Annotated in this window: 11 protein-coding genes; 6 read left to right on the forward strand and 5 right to left on the reverse strand. The window is 70.4% G+C overall.

Translation table 11 applies throughout. From position 1 onward, the window contains the following. Positions 1 to 331 precede the first annotated feature (331 nt). Entirely contained in the window at positions 332 to 1,234 is a 903-nt protein-coding gene (locus IO36_RS41585) for a tRNA (adenine-N1)-methyltransferase (RefSeq protein WP_037628452.1), read from the reverse strand. 41 nt (positions 1,235 to 1,275) lie between these two features. After that, the gene (locus IO36_RS41590) at positions 1,276 to 3,069 is read right to left on the reverse strand and encodes a site-2 protease family protein (RefSeq protein ID WP_037628453.1); all 1,794 of its coding nucleotides are present in this window, start codon (positions 3,067 to 3,069) and stop codon (positions 1,276 to 1,278) included. Positions 3,070 to 3,273: 204 nt separating this feature from the next. On the opposite strand from IO36_RS41590, the gene IO36_RS41595 reads away from it, so the two are divergent. Continuing rightward, complete coding sequence (locus IO36_RS41595) at positions 3,274 to 4,266, forward strand: RecB family exonuclease (protein ID WP_037628455.1); 993 nt, start codon at positions 3,274 to 3,276, stop codon at positions 4,264 to 4,266. Positions 4,267 to 4,304: 38 nt separating this feature from the next. Further along, a complete protein-coding gene (locus tag IO36_RS41600; RefSeq protein WP_037628456.1) occupies positions 4,305 to 4,976 on the forward strand; it encodes a response regulator in 672 nt (223 codons plus the stop codon). Between the two features lie 227 nt (positions 4,977 to 5,203). Here the strand turns inward: IO36_RS41600 and IO36_RS41605 are convergent, their stop codons facing one another. The 3 genes from IO36_RS41605 to metH form a co-directional block, all read right to left on the reverse strand. Beyond that, the gene (locus IO36_RS41605) at positions 5,204 to 6,808 is read right to left on the reverse strand and encodes an ABC transporter substrate-binding protein (RefSeq protein WP_037628457.1); all 1,605 of its coding nucleotides are present in this window, start codon (positions 6,806 to 6,808) and stop codon (positions 5,204 to 5,206) included. Positions 6,809 to 7,272: 464 nt separating this feature from the next. Beyond that, on the reverse strand, positions 7,273 to 7,974 hold the full coding sequence (locus IO36_RS41610; RefSeq protein WP_037628458.1) for an HAD family hydrolase: 702 nt from the start codon (positions 7,972 to 7,974) through the stop codon (positions 7,273 to 7,275). A 140-nt stretch (positions 7,975 to 8,114) separates the two neighbouring features. Further along, positions 8,115 to 11,642, reverse strand: a complete 3,528-nt coding sequence (gene metH, locus IO36_RS41615; RefSeq protein WP_037628459.1) for a methionine synthase — start codon at positions 11,640 to 11,642, stop codon at positions 8,115 to 8,117. A gap of 267 nt (positions 11,643 to 11,909) precedes the next feature. On the opposite strand from metH, the gene IO36_RS41620 reads away from it, so the two are divergent. The 4 genes from IO36_RS41620 to IO36_RS41635 all read left to right on the forward strand — a co-directional run bounded on the left by IO36_RS41620 (position 11,910) and on the right by IO36_RS41635 (position 17,327). After that, positions 11,910 to 12,674: an IclR family transcriptional regulator gene (locus tag IO36_RS41620; protein WP_037628648.1), complete on the forward strand. Its 765-nt coding sequence runs from the start codon at positions 11,910 to 11,912 to the stop codon at positions 12,672 to 12,674. 574 nt (positions 12,675 to 13,248) lie between these two features. After that, positions 13,249 to 14,037, forward strand: coding sequence for an MIP/aquaporin family protein (locus IO36_RS41625; RefSeq protein ID WP_037628461.1), 789 nt, complete (start codon positions 13,249 to 13,251; stop codon positions 14,035 to 14,037). Positions 14,038 to 14,152: 115 nt separating this feature from the next. After that, positions 14,153 to 15,691 carry a glycerol kinase GlpK gene (gene glpK / locus IO36_RS41630; protein ID WP_037628462.1) on the forward strand — a complete coding sequence of 513 codons (1,539 nt, stop codon included), beginning with the start codon at positions 14,153 to 14,155 and terminating at the stop codon, positions 15,689 to 15,691. Positions 15,692 to 15,710: 19 nt separating this feature from the next. Next, a complete protein-coding gene (locus tag IO36_RS41635; protein WP_037628463.1) occupies positions 15,711 to 17,327 on the forward strand; it encodes a glycerol-3-phosphate dehydrogenase/oxidase in 1,617 nt (538 codons plus the stop codon). The last annotated feature ends 135 nt before the right edge of the window (positions 17,328 to 17,462 follow it).

The raw sequence follows: 17,462 nt of genomic DNA on the forward strand, positions 1-17,462 counted from the left end.
GGCCAACGGTGCGGCTGCGGCTGCGGCTGCGGCTGCGGCTGCGGTCATCGTGCTCGCCGCGGGTCACCGACGTCTCCGCGCGGTCGGTCGGGGCGTGGATCAGGGTCGCTGCCGGACTGCCGGGCACCCGGTTCCGCGGCTCCGGCCGAAGCATCGGGCGGCGGTCCTGCCGAGTGATACGGGGGGCCGGCTCGGTGGCTCCGGCGGGTGGTGTCCCCGGGCTTCTGCCGTACGGGGCACGGTTTCTGGTGGTGTGTCAGCGGCGAAGAACTGTGGCCGAGTTACCGGAGAGGTCCGGGAACTCGGCCACAGGGCTGGTGCGTTGGGCGGGTCAGCGGCCGGCGCCGCCGTCCGCGTTCGGGCCGGCGTAGTCCTCGCCGTAGGCGCCCTTGGCGGGGCGGCGTCGGCGCATGGGCGGTTCGACGCCGTCCGCGAGGCGGCGGGCGGTGAGGAGGAAGCCGGTGTGGCCGATCATCCGGTGGTCCGGGCGGACGGCCAGGCCCTCGATGTGCCAGTTGCGGATCATCGACTCCCAGGCGGTCGGCTCGTTGAAGCAGCCGATCTCGCGGATGGACTCGACAGTGCGCGCGAGCTGGGTGGTGGTCGCCACGTAGCAGCAGAGGATGCCGCCGGGGACGAGCGCCTTGGAGACGGCCTCCAGGCACTCCCAGGGGGCGAGCATGTCGAGGATGACCCGGTCGACGTCGGTGTCGCTCAGGTTGTCCTGGAGGTCGCCGACGGTGAGCTGCCAGGCGGGGTGGGGGCCGCCGAAGTAGCGCTCCACGTTCTGCTGGGCGATCTCGGCGAAGTCCTCGCGGCGCTCGTAGGAGTGCAGCATGCCCTGGTCGCCGATGGCGCGCAGCAGGAAGCTGCTCAGCGAGCCGGAGCCGACTCCCGCTTCCACGACGCGGGCGCCGGGGAAGATGTCGGCGAAGGCCAGGATCTGCCCCGCGTCCTTGGGGTAGACCACGGCGGCGCCGCGGGGCATGGACAGGACGTAGTCGGGGAGCAGGGGGCGCAGCGCGAGATAGGCGACGTTCCCCGTGGTGCGGACAACGCTGCCCTCGGGAGCGCCGATCAGCTCGTCGTGGGGGAAGGAACCCTTGTGGGTGTGGAAGTTCTTCCCGGCCTCGAGCGTGAACGTGTAGTGGCGGCCCTTGGGGTCGGTCAGCTGAACCTGGTCCCCGACCTTGAAGGGCCCGCGCCTGCGGGCGGCACCGGTCGGTTCGGACATGTGAACAGCCTACCGGTCCCGGACGGGGCCGCCGACCACGGTCAGGAGGGGCGGGCCATGGCCTTGACGAAGGCGCGTTCCACGTCGGCGGCGGACAGGACGCCGTAGATCTCTCCGGAGTCCTCGACGACGAGGTATTCGGTGGCGGGGCTGGCGCGCAGGGCGTCGAGGAGGTCTTCTCCGGCGAGTTCGGCGGAGACGCGCATGCCGTCGGTGAGGTCCTGGGCGAGGCCGCTGACGGCGACCCAGGGGCGGCGGTGTTCGGGGACGCCGACGATGGCGGCCTCGCGGACGAGGGAGAGGGGTTCTCCGTCGGCGTCGACGACGACCAGGGCGCGGGCGCCGACGTCGTTGGCGCGGCGGAGTGCCTCGGAGAGGGGGGTGGTGGTCTCGACGGGGACGGCGCGGCGGGTGAGGGCGCGGGCGCGGAGTTCCGGGAGGTGTTCGCGCAGGCGGGCCATGCGGAGGCTGTTTCCGGCGCCGGTCCAGATGATCGCCGCGAGGATGGCGGCGAGGAGGGCGTCGGTGATGGTGTCCATGCTGCCGGTGTTCTCGGGGGCGGCGCCGAGTGCGTCGGACTGCGTGAGGAGGGGGAGTCCGATGAGGACGGAGACGGCGAGGGCGCGGCCGACCCAGGCGGCGGCGACGGTGCCGCTCATGGCCCTGCCGGTGATCTTCCAGACGACGGCGCGGAGCATGCGGCCGCCGTCGAGGGGGAGGCCGGGGAGCAGGTTGAACGCGGCGACGATGAGGTTGGAGATCATCAGGCCGGCGAGGAGGACGCCGGGGACGGTGCCGGGCTCGACGGGCTGCATGGCGAGGTAGAAGACGCCGGACAGGACGAGGGAGAGCAGGGGGCCGACGAAGGCGAGGACGAACTCGCGGCCGGGGGTCTCGGCTTCCTTCTCGATCTCGGAGACGCCGCCGAAGAACTGGAGCTGGATGCGGCGGACCGGGAGTTTGAAGCGGAGGGCGGCGACGGTGTGGGCGAGTTCGTGGACGAGGACCGAGGCGTAGAAGGCGACGGCGAAGAAGAGGGAGACGAGGTAGCGGGCGGCGCCGAGGTCGGGCAGGACGCGGTCGAGCTGGCCGCCGAAGACCCAGGTGATGAGGGCGGCGACGAGAAACCAGCTGGGTGCGACGTAGACGGGGACGCCGAAGGGGCGGCCCATGAGGATGCCGCCGCCGGGTTCCTTGGGCCTGCGGGGCGGGCGTCCCTTGCCGGTGCGGGCGCGGGTGCGGTGGGGGGCGCCGGGGTCGTCGCCCTGGGTTCGGCCCTGGCCGCCGGGGGGCCCGGGGGCGCGGTCCGGCTCGCTGCCAGTGGTGTCGTCCCGGGTGGGCTCGGTGTGCGCGGCGGTGGCGGGGGCCTTGGCCAGCGGGTCGCGGGGGGACGGAGTGTGGGGCGCGGTCTCCGGTGCCGGGGGCTCGACCGGCGTACGGGTGCCGGCATCCGCGTCGGAGGAGACGGTGGCGTGGTCCGCGTCGGAGGAGACGGTGCCGGTGTCGGTGTCGGTATGGGTGTCCGTGGCCGGGTCGGCCGGTGCGCTGCCGGAGTCGCTGCCCGACGGTGAGACGCCGGACTCGGCGGGGCTCGACGAGGAGACGTCGGAGTCGGCGGCGGCGTCGGGTCCGGACGAGGTGGTGCCGGTGTCCGTGCCGGACGGTGTCCGGGAGTCGTGATCGGGGGCCGTGGGCCTCGGCCCGGTGGTCTCGGGCCGTGCCGGTCCCGGGTGCGCGCCGGAGGCCGCACCGGTGGAGGCGGTGGGCCTCTCCTGGTGCTCGGTGGCCCCGCCGGTACCGGACCGCGGCTGCCCGCTCCCGCCGCTCTCGTCCACGATGTCCCCTCGTTCGAAGCGTCCCCCGCCCCCCGGTTCGTGCGGAGCGGGAGGGTCTGGGTCGATGGTATGCGTCCGTCGCGGTGCGTTCCGCCCCGGCACCCCCTCTGTTTTCCGTGCCGTGGTGCCCGCCGCGTCCCGGCGTGCCGTCGTTGTCCACCGGTGCGGGTTCCGTGTCGGTGGCGGGCCGTATGGTCTGTTGTCATGGAAACCAGCACCGAGGGCGCCTCGCCCGAAGAGGGGGCCGTGGCGGGCGAAGCCGTCGCGGGCGTTCCGGCTCCCGCGACGGGAGAATCCGTGCCCGGCGGAACCGTGACGGAGCAGAACGTGCCGGAGCGATCCGTGCCGCACGTCCCGGCTCCCGTGGTCGCGCGGGCGCCCGCCTCGCTGTCGCCCTCGCGCGCCGGCGACTTCATGCAGTGTCCGTTGCTGTACCGGTTCCGGGTGATCGACAAGCTCCCGGAGAAGCCGAGTGAGGCGGCGACCAGGGGGACCCTGGTGCACGCGGTGCTCGAGCGGCTGTTCGACGCACCGGCCGCGGACCGTACGGCGCCGCGCGCGAAGTCGTTGATCCCGGCGCAGTGGGACCGGCTGCGGGAGTCGAAGCCCGAGGTCATGGAGCTGTTCGCGGACGACCCCGAGGGTGAGCGGCTGGCGCGCTGGCTGTCCGAGGCGGAGCGGCTGGTGGAGCGCTGGTTCACGCTGGAGGACCCGACGCGGCTGGAGCCGGCGGAGCGGGAGCTGTTCGTGGAGGCGCGGCTGGATTCCGGGCTGACGCTGCGCGGGATCATCGACCGGGTCGACGTGGCGCCGACGGGCGAGGTCCGGATCGTCGACTACAAGACGGGGAAGGCACCGCGGCCGGAGTACGCCGAGGGTGCCCTGTTCCAGATGAAGTTCTACGCGCTGGTGGTGTGGCGGCTGAAGCGGGTGGTTCCGCGCCGGCTTCAGCTCGTCTATCTGGGCAGTGGTGACGTGCTGACGTACGACCCGGAGATCGGGGATCTGGAGCGGGTCGAGCGCAAGCTGCTGGCGCTGTGGGACGCGATCTCGGAGGCGACGGAGACGGGCGAGTGGCGGCCGCGCCCCACGAAGCTGTGCGGCTGGTGTGATCATCAAGCGGTGTGTCCGGAATTCGGTGGTACTCCCCCGGCATATCCGCTGCCGGTCAGGGCGCCCGGGTCGGGTGCCGGGTAGCAGGGCAGAATGGGGCCGGACTAGCGAAGGAGACTTACGTGGCCATCCGCGTCCTACTGGTCGACGACCAGCCGCTGCTGCGCACCGGCTTCCGGATGATTCTGGAAGCGGAGCCGGACCTCGCGGTCGTCGGCGAGGCCGGTGACGGTCTCCAGGCACTCGATCAGGTGCGTGCCCTGCAGCCCGATGTGGTTCTGATGGACATCCGTATGCCGCGGATGGACGGTGTGGAGGCGACCCGGCAGATCACGGGTCCCGGCCGGGACGGTCCGGCGAAGGTGCTCGTGCTGACGACGTTCGACCTCGACGAGTACGTGGTGGAGGCGCTGCGGGCGGGGGCGAGCGGTTTTCTGTTGAAGGACGCTCCGGCCAATGAGCTGGTGCAGGCGATCCGGGTGGTCGCGGCGGGTGAGGCGATGCTCGCGCCGAGCATCACGCGCCGGCTGCTGGACAAGTACGCGGGTCATCTGCCGTCGGGGGACGAGCCGGTCCCGGACACGCTGCACACGCTGACCGACCGTGAGGTCGAGGTGCTGAAGCTGGTGGCGCGGGGTCTGTCGAACGCGGAGATCGCGGCGGACCTGTTCGTCAGCGAGACGACGGTGAAGACGCATGTGGGGCATGTGCTGACGAAGCTGGGGCTGCGCGACCGGGTGCAGGCCGCGGTGTACGCGTACGAGAGCGGGCTGGTGCGTCCCGGGGCACAGTAATCCCGGCCGGGTCGCGGCCGGTCCCGGCCCGTATACGAAAGGGCGCCCGTTCCATTTCGGAACGGGCGCCCTTTCGTATACGGACTGCCGGCGTGGGTGCCCGGAGCGGGTGCCCGGAGCCCGACGTGCGGCCGTCGGGTCCGGCTCGCCGCAACCGAAAGACCCGGGACCGTCGGTCCCGGGTCTTGTCCCGGGCCTGGGGCCTCGGGTCGTTCGGCTGGGTCAGATCACTCGCTGACGCCTCGGCCCAGCTCCCACAGCTGCAGGGTGGAGGAGGAGTTGAGCGCCCACTCCGAGCCCGTGATGTCGTCACGCGCGGCTATGTACTGCTTGCCCTGCCAGAGCGGGATCACGGGAACGTCGTTGGCGACGATGTTCTGGATCTCGGTGAGGCTCTTCGACGCGGTGAGTCGGTCGGCCTCGCGACGGGAGTCCGGGATCAGGGTGTTGTTGATCCGGGTGTTCACGTACGGGGAGCCGAGGAAGTTGTCCTTGTCGAGGAACGGCGCCAGGTAGTTGTCGGCGTCGGGGAAGTCGGGGAACCAACCCATGCCGTAGACGTCGTAGTCACCCTTCTGCTCCGCGGGGCGGAACTTGGCCCACGGGGTGCCCTGGACGGTGACGTCGAAGAGACCGCTCTTGTTGAGCTGGTTCTTCAGGACGGTGAACTCCTCCGCGGTGACCGCACCGTAGTGGTCGGTCGTGTAGTGGAGGGTGAGCTTGACCGGGGTGGTGATACCGGCCCTGGCCAGCAGGGACTGGGCCTTGCTGACGCTCGGGTCGCCGTACTTGTTGAAGAACGCGTTGGCGTGGCCGGTGATGGTCGCGGGGACCAGCGAGTAGAGCGGCTCGGCCTGGGATCCGTAGACCTTGGAGACGAGCTCGCCGCGGTTGATCACCTGGGCCATGGCCTGGCGGACGGCGGTCGTCTTGACCGTCGGGGCCTTGGTGTTGAAGGCGAGGTAGCGGATTTCCAGACCGGGCATCTCGTTCAGGTTGACGTTGCCACCCGAAGCGTTGTCCAGCTTGGTGATCTGCTCGGGCGTCATCGAACGCGTCATCAGGTCGATGTCGCCCTTGTCGAGGGCCGAACCCATGGTGTCGGCGTCCGCGAAGGAGCGCAGCTCGACCTTGGAGTTCTTGACCTTCAGCTGTCCCTTGTACCGGGAGTTCTTCGTGAAGACGGCCTTGGTGACGGTGTCGTCGGTGGAGTCGATCTTCACGGTGTACGGGCCGGAGCCGTCCACGGAGAAGCCGTCGCGCAGCTTGTTGCGGTCGTAGTCGTTCGGGTTCACGATGCCGGCGACCGGGGTCGACAGCTTGAACGGGAACGTGGCGTCGGCGATCTTCAGGTGGAAGATCACCTCGCGGTCGCCGCGGGTCTCGACGGTGTCGATGGTGGAGAGCAGGGCCGCCACACCACTGTCGGCCTTGATGGCGCGCGCACGGTCGATCGAGAACTTGACGTCCCTCGCGGTGATCGCGTCACCGTTGGAGAACTCCAGGCCCTCGCGCAGGGTGCACGAGTAGCGCTCGTTCCCGCTGTCGGTGAAGCCGCACTTCTCGGCCGCTTCGGGCTGGGGCTCGCCGTCGCCACGGGGCTGGATCATCAGCGTCTGCACGGTCTGGCGCAGCACGTTCCACGTGCCGACGTCGTACGCGTACGCCGGGTCGAACGGTGCCGGGGCATCCTTCGACGCGGTGAACTGGTCCGTGGTACCGACAACGATGGCATCGCCGCTGTCGCCCCCGCTGGCGGACCCGCCGCACGCGGCGAGCACTGGGGCGAGCAGGCCGACCACGGCCGGCATCACCAAAGTCTTGCGGTTCATGCTCGTGTTTCTCCAGAGCTGTAGGTTCCGCGAACCGGCATGCAGGGGTGGCGCGGCGGTCACGGGGTTACGGCGATGTTCTCGCGATGACATTAGTCCGCACCACAAGGTCGGCCATACCGATGCCGGAACGGTATTTCGCTCACGCTGCGAAACCGGACGCGGACGCACCGATAAGTGGACACGGGAAGGATTAGTGCAGCCTTTCACCAATCGGGACACAAGGGCACGTGAGGGCTTCGTGAAGGAGTGGTGCGGGCACAAGTCGGTCCCGCTGTCGACCCTCCGTCACGTGGCGAACGTCACACGGTAAAATTGATTGAGCGTTCCGGAATTAGTCATTCCGCCCCGATTTGCATTCCGGGGAATCCTCGCCCGCGCTTACCACAGAGAACCGCCGCCACATTTCCGCGCGGGTGATTCCCGACGCTGTGTGACGGCGGTGACGACGTTCGGTGATCGGCTCAGTGACTTTTTGTCATCAGCCGATGCAGAAAGGGCAGGTCGACCTCTTCGAGGGAATGGACCACGGTGCGGCGGGCGGCCGGGGCGATGGGTTCGACGGAGGGCACGGCGACGACCTGGCAGCCTGCGGCCTCCGCGGAGGCGACGCCGGTGGAGGTGTCCTCGATGACGGCGCAGCGTGCCGGTTCGGCGCCGAGCCGGGAGGCGGCCAGGAGGTAGGGGTCGGGGAACGGCTTGGTCCGTTCCACCTCGTCGCCCGCCACGGTCAGGGCGAAGTAGTGGGAGCCGACGGCGCCGAGGACACGGTCGATGATCCGCCGGTGCGAGGCGGAGACCAGCGCGGTCGGGATCTCGTGGGCCGAGAGTTCGGCGAGGAGTCTGGCGGCGCCCGGCATCAGCGGCAGGGAGTGCCCGATGCGCTCCTCGAAACCGTCGTTGAGCAGCACGGACAGTTCGGGGAGGGTGATGTCGGCGCCGGTGGCCTCGATGAGGAATCCCGCGCTGCGGGTCATGGGGCCGCCGACGACGACATGGCGCCAGGAGTCGTCCAGCGTGTGTCCGAGGGCTTCGAAGACCGCGACCTCCACGTCCCACCAGAAACCCTCGGTGTCCACCAGGGTTCCGTCCATGTCGAGGAGTACGGCCTGCAGGGCTGAGCCTTCGGCCGTACGAGTTCCGAGCGCGGGGACCGTACTGGTCATCCTGGCGCACCTCCCTTGAGGGACGATCAGGCCGGCCGCCCCCTGTACGCCAGGGGACGACCGGCCTGCGATGGACCGACCAGTGTACGACTTATCCGATCAGTGTGCGTCGAGCCGGGCGCCTGGGCGCGTCGGGACGATCACCGTGCGTTGAAGTACTTCGCCTCGGGGTGGTGGATCACGATGGCGTCGGTGGACTGCTCGGGGTGGAGCTGGAACTCCTCGGAGAGGTGGACGCCGATGCGCTCGGGTTCCAGGAGCTGCGCGATCTTGGCGCGGTCCTCCAGGTTCGGGCAGGCGCCGTAGCCGAGGGAGAAGCGGGCTCCGCGGTACTTGAGGGCGAACATGTCGTCGATGTCGGAGGGGTCCTCCCCCGCGAAACCGAGCTCCGAGCGGACGCGGGCGTGCCAGTACTCGGCGAGGGCCTCGGCGAGCTGGACGGACAGGCCGTGCAGTTCGAGGTAGTCGCGGTAGGCGTTGGCCTCGAAGAGCTTGGCGGTCTCCTCGCCGATGCGGGATCCGACGGTGACGACCTGGAGGCCGACCACGTCGGTCTCGCCGGATTCCTCGGGGCGGAAGAAGTCGGCCAGGCACAGCCGGCGGCCGCGGCTCTGCCGGGGGAAGGTGAACCGGGTGCGCTCGTTGCCGCGGTCGTCCAGGATGATCAGGTCGTCGTCCTTGGAGACGCACGGGAAGTAGCCGTAGACCACGGCCGCTTCCAGCAGGTTGTCGCGCTGGAGCCGGTCGAGCAGTCCGCGCAGCCGGGGCCGGCCCTCGGTCTCGACGAGTTCCTCGTACGTCGGTCCGTCGCCGGCGCGGGTCTGCTTGAGGCCCCACTGGCCCTTGAACAGGGCACCCTCGTCCAGCCAGGAGGCGTACTCCTTGAGCTGGATGCCCTTGATCACGCGGGTGCCGGTGAAGGGCGCCTTCGGGACGGGGTTGTCGGTGGCGACGTCGGAGCGGACGTGGCCCTCCTGGGGCCGCTCCTCGGTCTGGACGGCGGTGGTGGCCCGCACCCGGCGCTGCTTGAGCTCGGGCAGGACCGCGCCGGGCACTCCGCGCTTGACGCCGATGAGGGCGTCCATCAGCCGCAGGCCCTCGAAGGCGTCGCGGGCGTAGCGGACCTCGCCCTGGTAGATCTCGTGCAGGTCCTGCTCGACGTAGGCGCGGGTGAGGGCGGCGCCGCCGAGGATGACCGGGTAGTCGGCGGACAGGCCGCGCTGGTTGAGCTCTTCCAGGTTCTCCTTCATGATCACCGTGGACTTGACCAGCAGCCCGGACATGCCGATCACGTCGGCCTTGTGCTCCTCGGCGGCGTCCAGGATCGCGGAGACCGGCTGCTTGATGCCGAGGTTGACGACGTTGTAGCCGTTGTTGGACAGGATGATGTCGACGAGGTTCTTGCCGATGTCGTGGACGTCGCCGCGCACGGTGGCGAGCACGATGGTGCCCTTGCCCTCCGCGTCGGACTTCTCCATGTGGGGTTCGAGGTAGGCGACGGCCGACTTCATGACCTCGGCGGACTGGAGCACGAACGGCAGCTGCATCTGGCCGGAGCCGAACAGTTCGCCGACGACCTTCATGCCGTCGAGCAGGGTCTCGTTGACGATGTCGAGGGCGGGGCGGTCCTGGAGGGCGTCGGCGAGGTCGGCCTCGAGGCCGTTCTTCTCGCCGTCGATGATCCGCCGCTTGAGGCGCTCGTCCAGGGGCAGCGCGGCCAGTTCCTCGGCCTTGCCGGCCTTGAGGGACTTGGTGGTGGCGCCCTCGAACAGGGCCATCAGCTTCTGCAGCGGGTCGTAGCCCTCGGCGCGCCGGTCGTGGATGAGGTCGAGGGCGGTGGTGACCTCCTCCTCGCTGAAGCGGGCGATCGGCAGGATCTTGGAGGCGTGCACGATGGCCGAGTCGAGGCCCGCCTTCACGCATTCGTCCAGGAAGACGGAGTTCAGCAGGATGCGGGCGGCCGGGTTCAGGCCGAAGGAGATGTTCGACAGGCCCAGGGTCGTCTGCACGTCGGGGCGGCGGCGCTTGAGCTCGCGGATCGCCTCGATGGTGGCGATGCCGTCCCCCCGGGACTCCTCCTGTCCGGTGCAGATGGTGAAGGTCAGACAGTCGATGAGGATGTCGGACTCGTGGATGCCCCAGTTGGTGGTGAGGTCCTCGATGAGCCGCTCGGCGATGGCGACCTTCGTCTCCACCGTGCGGGCCTGGCCCTCCTCGTCGATGGTGAGCGCGATCAGCGCGGCGCCGTGCTCCCGGGCCAGCCGGGTGACCTTCGCGAACCGGGACTCGGGTCCGTCGCCGTCCTCGTAGTTGACCGAGTTGATGACCGCGCGGCCGCCCAGGCGCTCGAGGCCGGCGCGGATGACCTCGACCTCGGTGGAGTCGAGCACGATGGGCAGGGTGGAGGCGGTGGCGAAGCGGCCGGCCAGTTCGTCCATGTCGGCGACGCCGTCGCGGCCGACGTAGTCGACGCACAGGTCGAGCATGTGCGCGCCTTCGCGGATCTGGTCGCGGGCCATCTCCACGCAGTCGTCCCAGCGGCCCTCCAGCATGGCCTCGCGGAACTTCTTCGAGCCGTTGGCGTTGGTCCGCTCGCCGATCGCCATGTAGGCGGTGTCCTGGCGGAACGAGACGGTCTGGTAGAGGGAGGCGGCGCCGGGCTCGGGCCGGGGGTCGCGCCCGGCGGGGGCGAGGCCGTTGACCCGCTCCACCACCTGGCGCAGGTGCTCGGGGGTCGTGCCGCAGCAGCCGCCGATCAGGGACAGTCCGTAGTCCCGTACGAAGCTCTCCTGCGCGTCGGCCAGGCCCTCGGCGTCCAGGGGGAAGTGGGCGCCGTCCTTCGTCAGGACCGGCAGGCCGGCGTTGGGCATGCACAGCAGCGGGATGCGGGAGTGCCGGGTGAGGTAGCGCAGGTGCTCGCTCATCTCGGCGGGGCCGGTCGAGCAGTTCAGGCCGATCATGTCGATGCCGAGCGGTTCCAGCGCGGTCAGCGCGGCGCCGATCTCGGAGCCCAGCAGCATGGTGCCGGTGGTCTCGAAGGCCATGGAGACCAGCAGGGGCACCCGGTGGCCGGTGGCCTCCATGGCGCGGTGCGCGCCGAGGACGGACGCCTTGGTCTGCAGCAGGTCCTGGGTCGTCTCGACGATCAGCGCGTCGGCGCCGCCGGACAGCAGGCCCTCGGCGTTCGCCTGGAAGCCGTCGCGCAGGGTGCCGTAGGAGACGTGGCCGAGGGTGGGCAGCTTGGTGCCGGGGCCGATCGAGCCGAGCACCCAGCGCTGGCGGCCGTCGCGGGCGCCGAAGGAGTCGGCGACCTCGCGGGCGATGCGGGCGCCGGCCTCGGAGAGCTCGTTCACGCGGTCCGCGATGTCGTACTCGGCCATCGCGGAGTGGTTCGCGCCGAAGGTGTTGGTCTCGACGCAGTCGACGCCGACCTCGAAGTACGCCTCGTGGACGGAGCGCACGATGTCGGGGCGGGTGACGTTGAGGATCTCGTTGCAGCCCTCGAGGTTCTCGAAGTCCTCGAGCGTCGGGTCCTGCGCCTGGAGCATCGTGCCCATCGCGCCGTCGGCCACCACGACACGGGTGGCGAGCGCTTCTCGAAGTGCTTCGGTCCGCCTGCGGCCCTCGGCGGGACCGGACGAAAGGGACGGGTTCGGCAACGAGGCCATGAAGGTGCTCCCTGGAGTGCGACGGCTGTCGGCTTTGCGCTTCCCATGGAAGGCGCACGCCGTCAGGGTAGCCCGGAGCACCGCGGAGGGGGCGGGGGCGTCCACGAGGCGGACGGGCGTGGCGTGGGTGACGCCCGTGTGGCGGCGGACGGAACGCGGGGCGACCACCCATTGGCGGGAGCTCGGTGACGACCGGTAGTGTTCGACATTGCCGAACGGCAGCGGGTGGACGCGCCGACGGTCGAAGGGGACGGAGGCAGCACGGCGATGGCACGGAACATCCAGTCGCTCGAACGGGCAGCGGCCATGCTGCGGCTGCTCGCGGGCGGCGAGCGGCAGCTCGGCCTGTCGGACATCGCCTCCTCGCTCGGTCTGGCCAAGGGTACGGCCCACGGCATCCTGCGCACCCTCCAGCAGGAGGGGTTCGTCGAGCAGGACTCGGTCTCGGGCCGCTACCAGCTGGGCGCCGAGCTGCTGCGGCTGGGCACCACCTATCTGGACGTGCACGAACTGCGGGCGCGCGCCCTGGTGTGGACCGACGACCTGGCCCGCGCCAGCGGTGAGAGCGTGTATCTGGGCGTGCTGCACCAGCAGGGCGTGCTGATCGTGCACCACGTCTTCCGGCCCGACGACAGCCGGCAGGTCCTGGAGGTCGGGGCGATGCAGCCGCTGCACTCCACGGCGCTGGGCAAGGTGCTGTCGGCGTACGACCCGGTGGCGCACAGCGAGGTCCTGGAGGTCGAGCGCAAGGCGTTCACCCCGCGCACGATCAGCGAGCTCGACGACTTCGAGGGTGTCCTCGACGTGACCCGGGCGCGCGGCTACGCGGACGACGTCGAGGAGACGTGGACGGGGGTCGCCTCGGTGGCCGCGCCGATCCACAACCGGCGGCGGATGCCGGTCGGCGCGGTGGGCGTCACCGGGGCCGTGGAGCGGGTCTGCAAGGACGGCGAGCTGCGCCCGGAGCTGATCGCGGCGGTGCGCGACTGCGCCCGCGCGGTGTCGCGCGACCTGGGCGCCGGACGCTTCTGACGCGAACGACGTTCGCGGAGCCCTGGCGGCGCGTTCGCAGGGTCTCAGCAGCGCGTTCCCCGGCTCCAGCGGCTCGTTCGCGGGGTCCTTGCAGCGCCTTCGCAGGCCCCAGCAGCACGTTCGCCGGCCCGTAGCGGCGCGTACGGCGCCCGCCGGGAGCTTCCGGCGCCTCGGGGACCCCGGGGCGGCCGCTCCGCGGCGAGGGCCCGCCGACGGCGTTTTTCACACCCCTGGGTCCCGTTTTCGTACGGGCCGGGATGAGGCACACGCAGGGCTCGAGGCCGGGAAGCGGAACGCTTCCCGGCCTCCTTCGCATGCCCTCGGACGTGCGGCGACGCACCGATAGCACACAGCTATCAATAACGATCGCGTTTTCAATAACCGAACCCTTGACGGAGCGATGAAGCGGGAGCAAGACTCCCGTCCATCGGTCGACATTGTCGAACACCTACCGGCAATAGGCGTTAAGGTGTGGCAATGCCGGGGCCGACATCGCTCTCACTCCCCGAGAGCACGAACCACCGGTGGGACCCGGGGTTCGGCTTCCCCTGGACGAAGGACAAAGGAGTCGCGGGTGTCCAGCTCCGACATCTTCATCGGCGAGACCATCGGTACCGCCGTTCTCATCCTGCTCGGCGGCGGCGTGTGCGCCGCCGTGACCCTCAAGGCCTCCAAGGCACGTGCCGCCGGATGGCTGGCCATCGCCTTCGGATGGGGCTTCGCGGTCATGACCGCGGTCTACATCTCGGCGCCGCTGTCCGGCGCCCACCTCAACCCGGCCGTCAGCCTGGCGCTCGCCATCAAGGACGACGACTACAGCAACCTCGCCACCTACTGGGGCGGACAGCTGCTCGGCGCCATGATCGGCGCGGTCCTGGTCTGGGTCGCCTACTACGGCCAGTTCCTGGCGCACCTCACCGACAGAGAGATCGTCGGAGTGCCCGAGGAGAAGGTCACGAAGGCGGTCGAGGCGGAGGAGTCCGGCGCCGGCCCGGTGCTCGGTGTCTTCTCCACCGGCCCCGAGATCCGCAACGCCGTGCAGAACCTCGCCACCGAGATCATCGGCACGGTGGTGCTGATTCTCGCCATCCTCACGCAGGGCCTGAACAACAACGGCGACGGCCTGGGCGTCCTCGGCGCCCTGATCACCTCCTTCGTGGTCGTGAGCATCGGTCTCTCCCTCGGCGGCCCCACCGGCTACGCGATCAACCCGGCCCGTGACCTCGGACCGCGCATCGTGCACGCCCTGCTCCCCCTGCCCAACAAGGGTGGTTCCGACTGGAGCTACGCCTGGATACCGGTCGTCGGCCCGCTCATCGGCGGCGCGATCGCAGCAGGCATATACAACGTCGCCTTCGCCTAGGAGCCCCGCTCCAGCACGCTTGGAAGCCGCGTCCCATGCACCATGAGCCGCACAGCACAGCTTTGAAGCACAGCGCCGTATACAGCCCCTCTCCCACGGACACCAGGAGCACCAAGTGACCGACGCACACACCGCCGGCCCCTTCATCGCCGCGATCGACCAGGGCACCACCTCGTCGCGCTGCATCGTCTTCGACCGCGACGGCCGCATCGTCTCCGTCGACCAGAAGGAGCACGAGCAGATCTTCCCGAAGCCGGGCTGGGTCGAGCACAACGCCGCCGAGATCTGGACCAACGTCCAGGAGGTCGTCGCCGGAGCCGTCTCGAAGGCCGGCATCACCCGGGACGACATCAAGGCCATCGGCATCACCAACCAGCGTGAGACCACGCTGCTGTGGGACAAGAACACCGGCGAGCCCGTCCACAACGCGCTCGTCTGGCAGGACACCCGCACCGACGCGCTCTGCAAGGAGCTCGGCCGCAACGTCGGCCAGGACCGCTTCCGCCGCGAGACCGGCCTGCCGCTCGCGTCGTACTTCGCCGGCCCCAAGGCCCGCTGGCTGCTGGACAACGTCGAGGGCCTGCGCGAGCGCGCCGAGGCCGGGGACATCCTCTTCGGCACCATGGACACCTGGGTCATCTGGAACCTGACCGGCGGTGTGAACGGCGGCAAGCACGTCACCGACGTCACCAACGCCTCCCGCACCATGCTGATGAACCTGCACACGCTGGAGTGGGACGACAAGATCGCCGAGTCCATCGGCGTCCCGCTGGCGATGCTGCCGGAGATCCGCTCCTCCGCCGAGGTCTACGGCGAGATCACCGGCGGACCGCTCGGCGAGCTGCTCGGCGGCATCCCCGTCGCCTCCGCGCTCGGCGACCAGCAGGCGGCCCTGTTCGGCCAGACCTGTTTCTCCGAGGGCGAGGCCAAGTCCACCTACGGCACCGGCACGTTCATGCTGATGAACACCGGTGACAAGATCATCAACTCCTACTCGGGGCTGCTGACCACGGTCGGCTACCGGATCGGCGACCAGGACCCGGTCTACGCCCTCGAAGGCTCCATCGCCGTCACCGGCTCGCTCGTCCAGTGGATGCGCGACCAGATGGGCCTGATCCAGTCCGCCGCCGAGATCGAGACGCTCGCGTCCTCGGTCGAGGACAACGGCGGCGCCTACTTCGTGCCGGCCTTCTCCGGTCTGTTCGCCCCGTACTGGCGTCCCGACGCCCGCGGTGTGATCGCCGGACTGACCCGGTACGTCACCAAGGCGCACATCGCGCGCGCCGTCCTGGAGGCCACGGCCTGGCAGACCCGTGAGATCAGCGACGCCATGACCAAGGACTCCGGCGTCGAGCTCACGGCCCTCAAGGTCGACGGCGGCATGACCTCCAACAACCTGCTGATGCAGACCCTGGCCGACGTCCTGGACGCACCCGTGGTGCGCCCGATGGTCGCCGAGACCACCTGCCTCGGCGCCGCCTACGCCGCCGGCCTGGCCGTCGGCTTCTGGACCAACACCGAGGACCTGCGCGCCAACTGGCGCCGGGCCGCGGAATGGACCCCCAACATGGCCGCGGACGTGCGCGACCGTGAGTACAAGAGCTGGCTCAAGGCCGTGGAACGGACCATGGGCTGGATCGAAGACGAGAACTGACGAGGAGTAAGAACCCGCAATGACCAGTCAGTCCACCCTGCAGTCCGTGCCCGCCCTCGGTACGCACCCGGCCTCCGGCTCGAACCCGAGCCGCGCCGAGGCCCGGGAGCAGCTCTCCAAGGCGACGTACGACCTCCTCGTCATCGGCGGCGGCATCCTGGGCATCTCCACCGCCTGGCACGCCGCGCAGTCCGGGCTCAGGGTGGCGCTGGTCGACGCCGGCGACTTCGCCGGCGCCACCTCCTCCGCCTCCTCCAAGCTCCTCCACGGCGGTCTGCGCTACCTGCAGACCGGCGCGGTGAAGCTGGTGGCGGAGAACCACTTCGAGCGCCGTGCGGTCTCCCGCCAGGTGGCCCCCCACCTGGCGAACCCGCTCACGTTCTACCTCCCCGTGTACAAGGGCGGGCCGCACGGCGCGGCGAAGCTCGGGGCGGGCGTCTTCGCCTACTCCGCCCTGTCGGCCTTCGGTGACGGGGTCGGGCACCTGCTCAGCCCCTCGAAGGCCGCGCAGGACGTGCCCGAGCTGCGCACCGACAACCTCAAGGCCGTGGCCGTGTACGGCGACGACCAGATGAACGACTCCCGGATGGCGCTCATGACGGTCCGCGCGGCCGTCGAGTCGGGCGCCACGGTCCTGAACCACGCCGAGGTGACGGGCCTGCGCTTCACCCGCGGCCGGGTGACGGGCGCCGAGCTGCGGGACCGGCTGTCCGGCGACGAGTTCGGCGTGGACGCCCGGCTCGTGCTGAACGCGACCGGCCCCTGGGTCGACCACCTGCGCAGGCTGGAGGACCCGAACGCCGCTCCGTCGATCCGGCTGTCCAAGGGCGCGCACCTGGTCCTCAAGCGCACCTCCCCGTGGAAGGCGGCGCTGGCCACCCCGATCGACAAGTACCGCATCACCTTCGCCCTCCCCTGGGAGGACATGCTCCTGCTCGGCACCACCGACGAGGAGTACGAGGGCGACCCGGCGGACGTGGCGGTCACCGAGAAGGACACGGCCCAGATACTCGACGAGGCCGCGTTCTCCATCCGCGACCAGCAGCTCTCGCGGGACCTGATCACCTACTCCTTCGCCGGTCTGCGGGTGCTGCCCGGCGGCCCCGGCGACACCTCGAAGGCCAAGCGCGAGACGGTCGTCACGGAGGGCCGCGGCGGGATGCTGTCCGTCGCGGGCGGCAAGTGGACGACCTTCCGCCACATCGGCCGTACGGTGATGCAGAAGCTGGAGTCGCTGCCGGGCCGCCCGCTCGGCGAGGACTTCGAGCCGATCTCCGAGCTGCCGCGCAAGCTGCCGCTGCCCGGTGTCGCCAACCCGCGCGCGGTCGCCCACCGGCTGCTGGTGGACGGCCCGGCGCCCGGTCCGCGCATGGCCGCCGACACGGCCCGGCACCTGGCCACCCACTACGGCTCGCTGGCCTTCGACATCGCCCGGCTGGCGAACGAGAACCCGGCGCTGGGTGAGCGGGTCCACCCCGACGCCCCGGAGATCTGGGCACAGGTCGTCTACGCCCGGGACAACGAATGGGCCGAGACGGCGGACGACGTGCTGCGCCGCCGTACGACCCTGACGATCCGGGGTCTGGCCACGGACGAGGTCCGCGGCCGGGTCCAGGACCTGCTCGACGGCAACTAGGCGCCCGCCCGGACCTGACCCGGTGCGGGACGGCCGAGGGGCGGCTCCCACGGGGGGTGCCGCCCCTCGGCCGTGTGCGTTCGCCCCGCGTCCGCGGACCCGTCCGCCCCGGCAAGGCGTCCGGCGGACCCGCGA

Origin of the sequence: Streptomyces aureus (assembly GCF_000725495.1) — a bacterium.
Taxonomy (GTDB): Bacteria; Actinomycetota; Actinomycetes; order Streptomycetales; family Streptomycetaceae; genus Streptomyces; species Streptomyces aureus_B.